11 protein-coding genes and 1 pseudogene are annotated in these 12,165 nt (G+C 65.9%); 1 reads left to right on the top strand and 11 read right to left on the bottom strand.

What is annotated here, in order from left to right; genetic code table 11:
* Position 1 precedes the first annotated feature (1 nt).
* The 11 genes and pseudogenes from trbG to I3K84_RS04440 form a co-directional block, all read right to left on the bottom strand.
* Positions 2 to 1,003 carry a P-type conjugative transfer protein TrbG gene (trbG, locus tag I3K84_RS04390; RefSeq protein ID WP_054440886.1) on the bottom strand — a complete coding sequence of 334 codons (1,002 nt, stop codon included), beginning with the start codon at positions 1,001 to 1,003 and terminating at the stop codon, positions 2 to 4.
* Entirely contained in the window at positions 1,000 to 1,704 is a 705-nt protein-coding gene (gene trbF / locus I3K84_RS04395) for a conjugal transfer protein TrbF (RefSeq protein WP_196995587.1), read from the bottom strand. The genes trbG and trbF overlap by 4 nt, the downstream gene beginning before the upstream one ends.
* Positions 1,705 to 1,722: 18 nt before the next feature.
* The gene (gene trbL, locus I3K84_RS04400) at positions 1,723 to 3,105 is read right to left on the bottom strand and encodes a P-type conjugative transfer protein TrbL (RefSeq protein WP_196995588.1); all 1,383 of its coding nucleotides are present in this window, start codon (positions 3,103 to 3,105) and stop codon (positions 1,723 to 1,725) included.
* Positions 3,102 to 3,452, bottom strand: a complete 351-nt coding sequence (locus I3K84_RS04405) for a hypothetical protein (protein WP_196995589.1) — start codon at positions 3,450 to 3,452, stop codon at positions 3,102 to 3,104. The genes trbL and I3K84_RS04405 overlap by 4 nt, the downstream gene beginning before the upstream one ends.
* Before the next feature lie 12 nt (positions 3,453 to 3,464).
* Positions 3,465 to 4,202, bottom strand: a complete 738-nt coding sequence (gene trbJ / locus I3K84_RS04410) for a P-type conjugative transfer protein TrbJ (protein ID WP_054440878.1) — start codon at positions 4,200 to 4,202, stop codon at positions 3,465 to 3,467.
* Positions 4,199 to 6,649: a conjugal transfer protein TrbE gene (gene trbE, locus I3K84_RS04415; RefSeq protein WP_196995590.1), complete on the bottom strand. Its 2,451-nt coding sequence runs from the start codon at positions 6,647 to 6,649 to the stop codon at positions 4,199 to 4,201. Before trbE ends, trbJ begins: the two co-directional genes overlap by 4 nt.
* Positions 6,650 to 6,659: 10 nt before the next feature.
* Entirely contained in the window at positions 6,660 to 6,929 is a 270-nt protein-coding gene (locus I3K84_RS04420) for a VirB3 family type IV secretion system protein (protein WP_032956449.1), read from the bottom strand.
* On the bottom strand, positions 6,926 to 7,309 hold the full coding sequence (locus tag I3K84_RS04425; protein WP_054440875.1) for a TrbC/VirB2 family protein: 384 nt from the start codon (positions 7,307 to 7,309) through the stop codon (positions 6,926 to 6,928). Before I3K84_RS04425 ends, I3K84_RS04420 begins: the two co-directional genes overlap by 4 nt.
* Positions 7,306 to 8,375, bottom strand: a pseudogene (trbB, locus tag I3K84_RS04430) (P-type conjugative transfer ATPase TrbB). The gene I3K84_RS04425 and the pseudogene trbB overlap by 4 nt, the downstream one beginning before the upstream one ends.
* Positions 8,372 to 8,848, bottom strand: a complete 477-nt coding sequence (locus I3K84_RS04435) for a ribbon-helix-helix protein, CopG family (RefSeq protein WP_054440873.1) — start codon at positions 8,846 to 8,848, stop codon at positions 8,372 to 8,374. The pseudogene trbB and the gene I3K84_RS04435 overlap by 4 nt, the downstream one beginning before the upstream one ends.
* Positions 8,845 to 10,851 carry a conjugal transfer protein TraG gene (locus I3K84_RS04440; protein WP_124148197.1) on the bottom strand — a complete coding sequence of 669 codons (2,007 nt, stop codon included), beginning with the start codon at positions 10,849 to 10,851 and terminating at the stop codon, positions 8,845 to 8,847. The genes I3K84_RS04435 and I3K84_RS04440 overlap by 4 nt, the downstream gene beginning before the upstream one ends.
* 389 nt (positions 10,852 to 11,240) lie before the next feature.
* Here I3K84_RS04440 and I3K84_RS04445 point away from each other — a divergent pair, with 389 nt between their 5' ends.
* On the top strand, positions 11,241 to 12,083 hold the full coding sequence (locus I3K84_RS04445; RefSeq protein ID WP_124148198.1) for an AraC family transcriptional regulator: 843 nt from the start codon (positions 11,241 to 11,243) through the stop codon (positions 12,081 to 12,083).
* Positions 12,084 to 12,165 lie beyond the last annotated feature (82 nt).

The raw sequence follows: 12,165 nt of genomic DNA on the forward strand, positions 1-12,165 counted from the left end.
GTCAGTTCCTCCCACTCCTTGATACGACGCCATCGGTGCGCTCGATGCGTACCACGTCGCCACCATCGCCGCCCAGGCGCAGTTCAGCCGCGCCGAACAGCCGATCCACGATGTAGTACGGCGGGCGGAAGCGGTAGTTCACCAATTGCCCGTCACCTTCCGGCCCGATCACGAACAGCGGCGGCAGCTCGCCCTGGGCGATGCCCGGCGGGAACTGGATATAGACCTTCTCGCCGTCATCGAAGGCGCGCAGCGGCTTCCACGGCGGATTGCTGCCGCTGACCGCGTAGCGGAAGCGGATCTTCTCCAGCGACAAGCCAGTATCGACTGGCGCGGCGGCGCTGGCCGCCTGCGACTGGCGCTGCAAGGCCAGCATCCGGTCTTTCGGATAGTCCCAGGACACCGAGGCCATCCACGCCTTTTCCGTCGAGGTCAGCTCCAGCAGATAGGTGCGACGGCTGGTGGTGATGACCAGATTGGTTTTCAGGCCCGATCGGATGGGCTTGACCAGCACATTGACGCGCAGCGCGTCGCCGCTGCCGCTGGACGTGTCGCCCACGATCCAGCGCACGGTATCGCCTGCGGCGACCGTCACCAGTTCCTCGCCCGGCTGGAGCGAAACCACGGTCACGCGCCCCGGCGCGGCATAGACCTGATAGAGCGCGCCATCGGTGAAGGGCCACACCTGAATCGCATTGACGTAGCCCTCGCGCGTGGGCGCGATGCGCGCCTCGGCATTGGCGCGCGAAACGCGCACCTTCTCATCGGCCGGCTCCGGCGCGGCCGGGGCCGCATCAGCCTCCGGCAGCGGCTTCAACTGCGCAGGCAGCGCCAGCGGCTCGGGGACGGCGACGACTTCCACCGGCACGGGCGGTTCGGGCAGCGGCTGGGCCTGAACCGGCTCATCGAGTGAGATGGCCGGCGGCGGCTTGCCTTGCGTGGCGCAGCCTGACAGGGCTGCAAGCGTCAGCACGAAAGCGTAAAAGCGGAAAGGCAGGTTCATGGCTTGGCTCCTTCGGAAGAATCCAGTTCGCGGCTCCACGCCAGGCCATTGACGTAGATGCCCAAGGGGTTGCGGCGCAGGCGTTCTTCGGTGCGTGGGGTTTGCAGCACGATGGACACCACGGCCGTCCACCGCTCCAGGCCGGCGGCTGCGCCGTTGACGTAGCGGCGTTCCGTCCAGCGCACGTTGAACGACGTGTCGCTGGCGCGAACCACGCTGGTGATCTGCACCGTCACCGACTCCTTGCCGATGCGCGCGAATGGGTCATTGGTGCGGGCGTAGTCGTTGAGCACGGCCGCGCCCTTGTCGGTGGTGTAGTCGTAGGCATCCAGCCAGTTCTGCCGCACAACGATGGGATCGACGGACAGCGAGCGAACCATCGTCACAAAGCGCGCCAAGTGGTGTGCGATCTGCGCATCGCCTGGCCGGTACGGCGTGGCGGCTTCGCCCACGGCGCGTACCTGTCCGGCCTGATCGACCTCGATGACGTAAGGCGTCACGATGGACTGCGCGGAACGCCACACCAGACCGCCGGCCATCAGCAGCGCAAGCACCAGGCAGCCGAAGGCCATCAGCCGCCAGTTCTTCGCCTGCACGCGGGCCGAGCCGATGCGGTCGTCCCACACCTGGGCGGCGGATTGATATGGGGTGGCAGGCTGCGGCGTATCGGCGTAGCGCACCTGCGGGCGTTTGAATCGCATGGGTGTTCTCCTTGGTGGTCAGGTATCGGAATCGCGCAGGCTCGGGCCTTGCCCCGGGCCGCCGCCGTCGCCACCGCGCAGCGTGTGGGCGGCGGTGGTCGCGGCATGGGTGATCTGCTGGCGGCGGTGCATCCGCTTGGCCCAGGCGGGTTGCTCTTGCTTGGGCGCGCTGGCGGTGCCGTCCGCGCCTTCGCCTGCGGCGGCCTGGCCGGAACCGGCAGCGCCGGCGCTGGCATCGGTGCCGTTCCAGCCAGCCCGGAAGGAATCGGCCACCTTCTGCCCGGCGGCGGAAGCGCCGGACGCGGCGCGGCGCCCTGCGGCCTGCGCGCCGGTCTTGGCGACATTCCCAAGGCCAGCCGCCGCGCCCTTGGCCCCGCCGCCCGCAGCGGCGGAACCGGCCTGGAATGCCGATCGGGCACTACCAGCCGCCGACGTGGCGGCGCGTGCACCTACGCCGGCCAGCTTGGCGGCAGCCGGGGCCATGCGTGCCCCGGCCATGACGGCACCGCCCACGCCAGTCGCGGCGGCGCCAACGGCAACGCCAGTACCGACAGCACCAACCGCCGCGCCGGCCATCGCGCCCGCGCCGAGTTGCGGCGCACCGGACACGAGGCCCGTGGCGATGCCGGGGCCGAAGATGCCGAGCGCCAGCAAGGCGAGCGAGGCCAGCATCACGACCAGCGCGTGGTCGATGGATGGCTCGTCGGGGTGAACCTGGAACTCCGTGAACAGGCCCGATCCGATGCCGACGATGACGGCCAGCACCAAGACCTTGATGCCTGACGACACCACGTTGCCGAGTACCTTTTCCGCCAGGAAGCTCGTCTTGTTCCAGAGTGCGAATGGGATCAGGACGAAGCCGGCGAGCGTCGTCAGCTTGAACTCGATCAGCGTGATGAAAAGCTGCACCGCCAGCACGAAGAAGCACAGGATCACCACCAGCCAAGCGAGGAACAGCACCACGATGGGGTCGAGGTTCACGAACACTTCGGGAAAGCCAGCCATGTCGCCGATCTGCTCCAAGATCGGCGCGCCTGCGTCGATGCCGGTCTTCGCCAGCCGGCCCGGTTTCAGGAAGTTATCCATGCTCAACGTCGAGCCGGTGGCCGTCAGGCCCAGGCCGGCAAACGACCGGAAGACGATGCCGGCCAGCCAGTTGAAGTTGTTGATGATGTAGGCGAAGGCACCCACGTAAAGCACCTTGCGCAGGAGCTTGGCGATCACGTCCTCGCCTTGGCCAGTCGCATGGCTCATGGCCCAATACAGGCCCGCGATGGTCATGTCGATGACGATCAGCGTGGCGGTCAGGAACGCCACTTCGCCATGCAGCAACCCGAAGCCCGAGTCGATGTAGCGCGAGAAGGTATCGAGAAAACGGTCAATGATGGTCACGTCGTTCATGGCGTGTCCTCCGTAGCCGCGAGCGGCGCATCGCCTTCTGGCGCGTCGTCAGTGGGTGTGTCGAAGCTCGGCGGGATCGGTGGCAGTTCGGCCAGCGTCCGGTATTCGTCCGGCCCGGTCTGGCCGGCGAAGAAGCGCCGCCGGAAGGCTTCGGCGGCGGCGCGGCAGGCGTCTTCGCCTGCGGCTTGCCGGTCGGTTGCGCATTGGGCGCGCAGCGCCTTGAGTCGCACGGGATCGGCGGCCAAGGTGGCGGCCAGGTCTTCGGCCCTTTGTTGGTCGGACGACTGGCCGCAAGCGGTCAGCAGCACGGCCAGCAACGAAACCGGCAGGACGTGAACGCATCGCATGGCCGCCTCCTGTCAGTTGTTGTAGAAGTTGACGGACTGCGGCGTGTACGGCGTGCCGGTGCCGAGGAAGCGCCGCCGCACTTCGCGGGCGCGCTCGGTGGCCGCCGCCTGCCGCGCCAGTTCCAGCGAGGCCGCCCGGTCTTGCGTGATCTGGAGCTGCTGGGCCTGGATGGACTGCTTGGCCTGCAAGGCGAGAAGCTGGTTCGTCGCCTGCATCGCTTGCAGCGCGCCGGTGGCGGACTGGCTCTGGCTGACCAGATCGGCCAGCGCGCTTTCGTCTTGCGCCAGGTTCTGCGACACCTGGGCTTGCATCCGCATCGCGGTGTGCAGGCCGTTGAGCGTGTTTTTCCAACGCTCCTGCGCATCGCGGAACATCTGATCGCCACTGACGGTTGCGGCGTATTGCTCGGGGTACAGACGTGCGAACTCCCGATCCATGTTCGTCACGTCGTAGGCCAGCCCCTGCGCTTCGGCGATCAGGCGCTCGGTGGTGGCGAGCGTCGAGCGCAGCCGGTTGACGATGTTGAAGTCCAGATTCGCCAGGTTGCGCGCCTGGTTCATCAGCATCTGGGCTTCGTTCTGGAGCTGATTGATCTGGTTGTTGATCTGCTCCAGCGTGCGGATGGCGGTCAGCGTGTTCTGCACCAAGTTGACGGGATCAACGAAGGTGAGTGCCGCCGCCGGCTGGGCGAGCATCAGCGAGCCGGCCAGCGCGGCGGCCAGCGTTACGGAAAGCACACGGGTCTTCATGGCAGGTTCTCCTGTCGTGGTTGGGAAAGGAAAGAAGCCGCTGCCGGCGAGGACGGCAGCAGGTCGGCGGCCCAATCAAGGCCGCGATGGCGCAGCCACGCGCCGGCGAAGCCGGGGGCGCCGGCCTGCGTCAGTACGCGGTCGATGTCGCGTTGGTCTTGTGGTGTGGATGCCCCGGCAAAGGCGAGCGCGGCCGGCCCCAGGTCGAGGTCGAACAGGCGATTGCCAAGGCGAGATTGGTAGTAGTAGTCGCGCTTGGGCTGCGCAGTGGCGATGATTTCGATCTGCCGGCTGTTGAGGCCGAAGCCCTCGTAGATCGTGCGAATCTGCGGCTCGGTGGCCTGCGGGTTAGGTAAGAAAATCCTGCTCGCGCAGCTTTCGATGACCGCCGGTGCGATGGATGACTCTTTGACGTCGGCGAGCGACTGCGTATCGAAGACGACGGAAACCTGCTTTTTCCGCAAGGTCTTGAGCCACTGCCGAAGCCGGGCCGCGAATATGGGATCGTCCAGAAAGACCCACGCCTCCCCAAGAAAAAGCATCGTTGGCGAGCCATCGAATCGTTCTTCCAGGCAGGCAAAGAGGTAGTTCAGAACGGCCAGCACGGCGGCCTTGCTGTGCATGAGTTCTTCCATCTCGAAGCACTGCACATCCGCGCTACCCAGCCGGTCGTGGTCTGCATCCAGCAACTTGCCGTGCGCGCCACCGAGGACATAGGGCGCGAGCGCCTGGCGCAGCACGTTCGATTGCAGCAGGACGGACAGGCCGGTCAGCGTGCGCTGCTCCACGGGCGCACCGGCCAGGCTGCCGAGCGCCGACCAGATGGCAGCCTTCTCGTCGGGGCCGACGGTCACGCCTTCGTGCAGCAAGCGCCCTTCGATCCATTCGGCGGCCCAGGTGCGGTAGCCCTCGCGGTCGATGCGGGCCAGCGGCTGAAAGGCAATCTCGCCATCCGCACTGAGGTCGTAGTGCTCGCCACCCAGGCCCAAGGTAGCGGCGCGTATGGATCGCCCTACGTCAAAGACAAAGACACGCGAGCCGCGATAGCGGCGGAACTGCATGGCCATCATGGCGACCAAGACCGACTTGCCCATGCCGGTCGGGCCGACGATCATCGTGTGCCCCACGTCGCCGATGTGCGCCACCAGCCGGAACGGCGTCGCGCCATCGGTGCGCGTGACGATCAGCGGCGGGCCATCCAGATGCTTGTTGCGCTCGGGGCCGGCCCACACGGCAGACACCGGCATCATGTGCGCCAGGTTCAGCGTCGAGACGATGGGCTGGCGCACGTTGGCATAGGCGTTGCCAGGGATGGACGACAGCCACGCATCCACGGCATTGAGCGTTTCGGGGATGGTGACGAAGCCGCGGCCCTGAATCACACGTTCCACCATGCGCAGCTTTTCATCGGCAGCGGCCGGGTCGGCGTCGAGCACCGTCACCGTGGCGGTGAGGTAGCCGAAGGCGACTTGATCGCTGCCCAGCTCCTGCAAGGCGGCATCGGCATCGGCCGCTTTGTTGCTGGCGTCGGTATCGACCAGCGGGCTTTCCTGCTGGAAGATGGTTTCGCGCAGCAGCGCCACCACGTTCTTGCGCTTGGCGAACCACTGGCGGCGCAGGCGGCCCAACTCCTTTTCCGCCTCGGCTTTGTCGAGGCAGAGGAACCGGGTTGACCAGCGATAGGCAAAGCCCAGGCGGTTGAGGTCGTCCAGCAGGCCCGGCCAGGTCGAGGTCGGAAAGCCCCGCACCGACACCACGCGCAGATGCTGGTCGCCCAGCATCGGCGCGAGGCCGCCGACCAAGGCGGAATCGGCCAGTAGCGCGTCGAGGTGAAACGGCACTTCGGGCACGCCGACGCGGTAGCGCCGCGTGGACACCGTGGCGTGCAGGTAGGTCAGCGTCTGGCTGTCGTCCAGCCATGCGATCTCCGGCATCACGCCATCGAGCAGGTCAAAGACCCGATCGGTTTCCGCCACGAAGGCATCGAGTCGGCCTCGCCAGTCCACGCCGTCGCCGGGTGCGTGCTCGTAGAGCAGCTTGGCGGCGCGGGCGCGGGATTCCTCCGGCGGCAGGTACACCAGCGTCAGGTGATAGCCGCTCTCGAAGTGGTTGCCCGATTCCTCGAAGGCGGCGCGGCGTTCCTCGTCCACCAGCCACGACAGCGGTTCGGGGAAGTCCGAATGCGGGTAGTCCGCTGCCGGCCGGCGCTCGGCTTCGATGAACAGCGCCCAGCCCGAACCCAGGCGGCGCAGCGCATTGTTGAGCCGCGCCGACGTGGCGATCAGCTCGCCTTGTGTAGCGCTGTCCAGATCCGGCCCGCGAAAGCGCACCGTGCGCTGAAACGAACCATCCTTGTTCAGCACCACGCCCGGCGCGATCAGCCCGGCCCAGGGCAGCCAGTCGGCCAGCAGCGCGGGCCGCTGACGGTATTCGGCAAGGTTCAGCATGGCATCCCCCTCACACGTCCAGCAGCGGCTTGTGCTTGATGTGTCGGGCGAAGACCTGCATGAACTGCGGATCGACACGCGCGCCCCACACGGCCAGCGAGTGGCCAACGATCCAGAGCACCACGCCAGGAATCCAGAGTTGCAGGCCCAGCCCGACGGCGGCGGCCAGCGTGCCGTTCGCAATGGCGACCGTTCGTGGCGCACCGCCCATGAGGATCGGTTCGGTCAGCGAGCGATGCAGTGGCACCTCGAAGCCCGGAAGATCGTTGGCCGTGCTCATACGACGGCCCCGCCGGAGAAGCTGAAGAACGACAGGAAGAACGAGGACGCGGCAAACGCGATGCTCAACCCGAACACGATCTGGATCAGCTTGCGAAAGCCCCCCGACGTGTCACCGAAAGCGAGCGCCAGGCCCGTGGCGATGATGATGATGACGGCGACGATGCGGGCCACCGGCCCCTGGATCGACTCCAGAATGGATTGCAGCGGGCCTTCCCACGGCATCGAGGAACCGGATGCCTTCGCCGTGCCCGCCGTCATCAACATGACGGCGGCCAGCAGCAGGCCGTGATGCGCGGGGCCGGCCAGTCGCCGCAGGCGCGCAAGGATTGAGGCCGGATTTACGGAAGTACGGAAAGCGTGAGCGTGCATCTGCGTCATGGCAGTTCTCCAGGTTGGTCAAGGGACGGGGAGGCGCAGCGGCATTGGCTGCAAGAGGAACCGGCGGCAGCTCGGGAAACGGCGTTTCCAGCGCGTCCGCCAGGCGATAGCCCACGCCGTCGAAGCCGACGACACGGGCGATGCTTCCGACGCGGCGCTTGCGGCCACGTCCGGCGATGTGGATGACGACATTGACCGCCTCGGCGATCAGCGCACGCGGCGGATTCACCGCGACTTCGAGAATCAACTGTTCGAGGCGCAGCAGTGCGCCCAGCGCGGAACCGGCGTGGATCGTTGCGATACCGCCGGGATGGCCGGTGCCCCACACTTTGATGAGGTCGAGGGCTTCGCCGCCGCGCACCTCGCCGACGATCACGCGGTCGGGCCGCAGGCGCATCGTGGCGCGCACCAGCTCGGTCATCGACACGACGCCAGCGCGGGTGCGCAGCGGCACATGGTCGCGGGCGGCGCATTGCAGCTCGATGGTGTCTTCGAGCACCAGCACGCGGTCACCGGAGGCGGCAATCTCAGCCAGCAAGGCATTGGCGAGCGTGGTTTTGCCGCTGCTGGTCGCGCCTGCGATCAGGATGTTCTGGCGCTCGCGCACGGCGCGGCGCAGGAAGTCCGCTTGGCTTGCGGTCAGGATGCCGTCGCTGACGTAGAGATCCAGGCCGATGATGCTCACGGCCCGCTTGCGCAGCGCGAAGGCCGGGCCGGGTGCGGCCGGCGGCAGAATGCCCTCGAACCGTTCGCCGGTTTCGGGCAACTCGGCGGTCAGCAGCGGCTGGCCGCGATGCACTTCCGCACCGACATGCGCGGCCACCAGCCGGATGATGCGTTCGCCATCGGCCTCGGGCAGCTCCGCGCCCAGCGGCGCGCGGCCCGACGAAAGCCGATCCACCCACAGGGTGCGGTCGGGGTTGAGCATGATCTCCACCACGTCCGGGTCTTCCAGCGCGGAGGCGATCAGCGGCCCCATTGCCGTGCGCAGCATCTGGATACGACGATCCAGCGAGGTTGCGGCGGACGAATGGGGTTCGGGCTGGGTCTTCGGGACGGCGCTCATGAGGCACGCTCCGCAGCGCGTTCATGGCCTTCGGCCTGCGCCGCCGCGTCATCCATCCGCATCGGGTCGGGGTGCAGTTCTTCCACCACGTCGCGCACCAGGCTCCGACCGCGCAGCAAGTGGCGGCCGAGCTGTTCGACGAACTGCTCAAAGCGCGCTTTGCCCTGTGCGCGGGCCGCATCTTGATGCGCTTCGGGAACCGGCGTGCTGACGGTCAGGAAGTAGCGGATGAACAACGCCAGTGTTTCGATCTGGATGTTCTGGTCGCGCTCCAGGCGCTCGGCCTGCCGTGACAGGCGATCCAGCCGCTTAGCGATGGCGGCCTCGCGCTGATCGTCAGCGTCGGGCGATAGCCAGGACGCCAGCGCGGCGGCAACGATGCTGGACTTCGAGACGCCTTTCTTGGCGGCCAGTTCGTCGAGGCGTTTGACGTGTTCGTGCTGGATGAACAGATTGAGGCGGTATTGGCTCATAAGTCGATTCCGTCGTTGGGGTTCAGCGATGCCAGCCGGGCTGTGCGCTGCATCGCGGGGTCGAGCTGGCCGGGAAGCGGCAGCGGTAGGTCGTCGTCATCGAGCAGCGCCAGGTCGGTCGCGTGCGCGTCCGGCAGGGGGTCGTAGGCGACGGTTTCGGAGAGTTCGGGCTGGCGGCGCGGGCCGCCGTCATCGGCACCGCCAAGGTCATCGGTGGATGACATGGCCGGAGTGGCGGGTACGGCGGGAATCGCCAGGTCGCTCCAATCGTCAGGGCGGGCCGGCGGCACATCGGCATAGCGTCCGGCCGCGAGCGCAGGCGGCGGCAGTACGCGCCGGGTGAAGTTCTCGTCCTCGTAGTAGCGCAGCTTCCGCGCCTTGATCGGCGGATGGCCGGAGATCATTACCACCGCCTCGTCGGGTGGAAGCTGCATGACTTCGCCCGGCGTCAACAGCGGTCGAGCCATCTCTTGACGCGACACCATGAGATGCCCGAGCCAGGGGGCCAATCTGTGCCCGGCATAGTTGCGCTGCGCGCGCAGCTCGGTGGCAGTGCCGAGCATTTCGGAAATGCGCTTGGCCGTGCGCTCGTCATTGGTGGCATACGCCACCCGCACATGGCAGTTTTCCAAAATGGAATTGTTCGGGCCGTAAGCCTTTTCGATCTGGTTGAGCGATTGCGCGATGAGGAAGCTGCGGATGCCGTAGCCAGCCATAAAGGCGAGCGCCGTCTCAAAGAAATCCAGCCGGCCGAGTGCAGGGAACTCATCGAGCATCAGCAGCAATTCGCGCTTGCGCTCGATGCCATCGGAACCATCAAGGGACTCGGTGAGCCGGCGGCCGATCTGGTTGAGGATCAGGCGCACGAGTGGCTTGGTGCGGCTTATGTCCGAAGGCGGCACCACCAGGTACAACGACACTGGCCGTTCAGCGGAAATCAGATCAGCGATGCGCCAGTCGCAGCGCGACGTGACTGCGGCTACCGTGGGGTCGCGGTAGAGGCCCAAGAACGACATGGCGGTGGACAGCACACCCGACCGCTCGTTGTCCGACTTGTTCAGCACTTCCCGCGCGGCGGATGCGACAACCGGGTGCGGTGTATCGCCTAAGTGCTTCGTCGTCATCATCCGGTGCAACGTCAGCTCGAAGGGACAAGCCGGGTCGGACAGGAAGTTGGCGACGCCGCGCAGCGTCTTGTCTTCGCCTGCATAGAGCACATGCAGGATCGCGCCGACCAGCAGTGCATGGCTGGTCTTCTCCCAATGGTTGCGTTTCTCCAACGCGCCTTCGGGATCGACCAAGATATCCGCAATGTTTTGCACGTCGCGGACTTCATGCACACCGCGTCGCACTTCCAGCAGTGGGTTGTAGGCGGCGGATGCCGGGTCAGTGGGGTTGAACAGCAGGCAATGCGAGAACAGCGAGCGCCAGCCGGCGGTCAGCTTCCAGTTCTCGCCCTTGATGTCGTGAATGACTACCGACGAAAGCCAGGAAAGCAGCGTCGGGATCACCATGCTGACCCCCTTGCCGGTGCGCGTGGGAGCAAACGCGATGATGTGTTCGGGGCCGAGGTGCCGCAGGTAGTAGCGGAGCCTGCCCAGCATCCGGCCCAGGAAGACGCCTGCGGCCTGTGTCAAACCGGCGTGCTTGATTTCCTCGTCAGTCGCCCAGCGCGCCGAACCGTAGGTCGTGACCATGCGCGATTGCCGCGAGCGCCACACCGACATGGCGATGGCGACGACCACGGCCAGCAGGCCGCTGCCGCCTGCGATGGCCCCGCCTATGTCGAAGACATGCGGCGCATAGGCATCGAAGAAGAACCACCACTCGAACAGCCGCCAGGGGTGATAGACCGGCGTGCCGAAGAAATCGAACCACGGCGAGCCAAGGCGTACTTGATAGCCCAGGGCGGCGGCTGTCCATTGCGTTGCACTCCATACGCCGGCGATCACGATGCCGAAGACGGCGGCGATCTGCCCAAACAGCACGCCCTGAGCTTGCATTGACTGGCCTCCGATGTTCCTGCGCTTTTCCTCGTTCCGAAGCGGCACAAGGACGTGCCGCATAGCGCGAGGATCAGTGCCGGGTCAGTGCCGGTCAAAGACTGTTATCGGAAGCAAGATGATGAAAAAAGCAACGATTCGTGAATCGTCGTACCTGAGTAAATCGCCGCGAGTAAGGGCGCCTTGTGACGCGACGGGAACATTGGCGGCGAAATTTCCATCCGATCAGCCCGATGGGGATTGCTGGAAACCAAGCAACGTCCACGCGAGGTTGAAATCCCGCAAGCCGGATAGTTGCCTTATGCTGACGGCAAAGTGGTTGCAATTAGGTATTGCGGTGCCGTGTGGAGCGCAATTTCGTACAAAGAACAATGAAGGCGGATACGGCCATGACAGACAAGGCCAAGACACGGGAGCGCACCCGATACCAGCGCCTCGACATGCTCGGCGGGCTGGACATGCTGGAAGCGCGCTACCACCAGCAGCGGTTCTCCCGGCACGTCCACGAGACGTTCTGCATCGGCGTCATCGAGGAAGGTGCCCAACGCTTCTATCGCTCCGGCGCGGAGCACGTGGCACCGAAGGGCGACATCATCCTGGTCAATGCCGACGACGTGCATACCGGCAGTTCGGAAATGGAAGGTGGCTGGGCCTATCGGGCGATCTATCCCCATCCCGACCTGTTCTTTGCGATCTCCAGGGACATGCAGAGCGCGGCGGGGACAATCCCCTGGTTTCCTGATGCGGTGCTGCACGACCCCGGCCTGGCGCAGCAACTGCGCATGACGTTCGACCTGCTTGCCCGTCCGGGGGACACGCTGCTCAAGGAAACGCTACTGCTGTCGTCGCTGACCTGGCTGCGGCTGCGCCACGGCAAGACGCGCCGCCCGCCACGAGCCTTGCCCTGCGCGACGACGCAGATCGCCAATGTCAGGCAGCGGATGGATAGCAGCCCTGAACATGACTTTTCCCTGATCGAACTGGCGGACATGGCCGGTCTTAGCCCGTGGCACTTCTTGCGGCAGTTCAAGGCGGTGGCCGGGATTCCGCCGCATGTCTATCTCGTCCAGGCGCGACTGCGCAAGGCCAAGGACATGCTGCTGCACGGCAGTCCCATCGCGGCGGTTTCGATGGCCTGCGGCTTCACTGACCAAAGCCATTTCAGCCGCCATTTCAAGAAGTCGCTGGGCGTGACACCCGGCGAGTTCGTGCGCGGGATTTCACGCCAGTAGGCTCGGCCTCGATACGGCAAGATCGTTCAAGACGCCATCGCCGCGTGCCACTAAAGTCCCCGGTCAGTTTGTTTCAGACCTG

The organism is Diaphorobacter sp. JS3051, assembly GCF_015832135.1.
In the GTDB taxonomy this organism is placed as follows: domain Bacteria; phylum Pseudomonadota; class Gammaproteobacteria; order Burkholderiales; family Burkholderiaceae_C; genus Diaphorobacter; species Diaphorobacter nitroreducens.

What these genes read in the sequence shown, in the direction of transcription:
- trbE (WP_196995590.1), bottom strand. Translation starts at nt 6,649, where the DNA reads ATGCTGAACCTTGCCGAATACCGTCAGCGGCCCGCGCTGCTGGCCGAC.
- I3K84_RS04435 (WP_054440873.1), bottom strand. Translation starts at nt 8,848, where the DNA reads ATGAGCCAATACCGCCTCAATCTGTTCATCCAGCACGAACACGTCAAA.
- I3K84_RS04405 (WP_196995589.1), bottom strand. Translation starts at nt 3,452, where the DNA reads ATGCGATGCGTTCACGTCCTGCCGGTTTCGTTGCTGGCCGTGCTGCTG.
- trbF (WP_196995587.1), bottom strand. Translation starts at nt 1,704, where the DNA reads ATGCGATTCAAACGCCCGCAGGTGCGCTACGCCGATACGCCGCAGCCT.
- I3K84_RS04420 (WP_032956449.1), bottom strand. Translation starts at nt 6,929, where the DNA reads ATGAGCACGGCCAACGATCTTCCGGGCTTCGAGGTGCCACTGCATCGC.
- I3K84_RS04425 (WP_054440875.1), bottom strand. Translation starts at nt 7,309, where the DNA reads ATGACGCAGATGCACGCTCACGCTTTCCGTACTTCCGTAAATCCGGCC.
- trbG (WP_054440886.1), bottom strand. Translation starts at nt 1,003, where the DNA reads ATGAACCTGCCTTTCCGCTTTTACGCTTTCGTGCTGACGCTTGCAGCC.
- I3K84_RS04440 (WP_124148197.1), bottom strand. Translation starts at nt 10,851, where the DNA reads ATGCAAGCTCAGGGCGTGCTGTTTGGGCAGATCGCCGCCGTCTTCGGC.
- trbJ (WP_054440878.1), bottom strand. Translation starts at nt 4,202, where the DNA reads ATGAAGACCCGTGTGCTTTCCGTAACGCTGGCCGCCGCGCTGGCCGGC.
- trbL (WP_196995588.1), bottom strand. Translation starts at nt 3,105, where the DNA reads ATGAACGACGTGACCATCATTGACCGTTTTCTCGATACCTTCTCGCGC.
- I3K84_RS04445 (WP_124148198.1), top strand. Translation starts at nt 11,241, where the DNA reads ATGACAGACAAGGCCAAGACACGGGAGCGCACCCGATACCAGCGCCTC.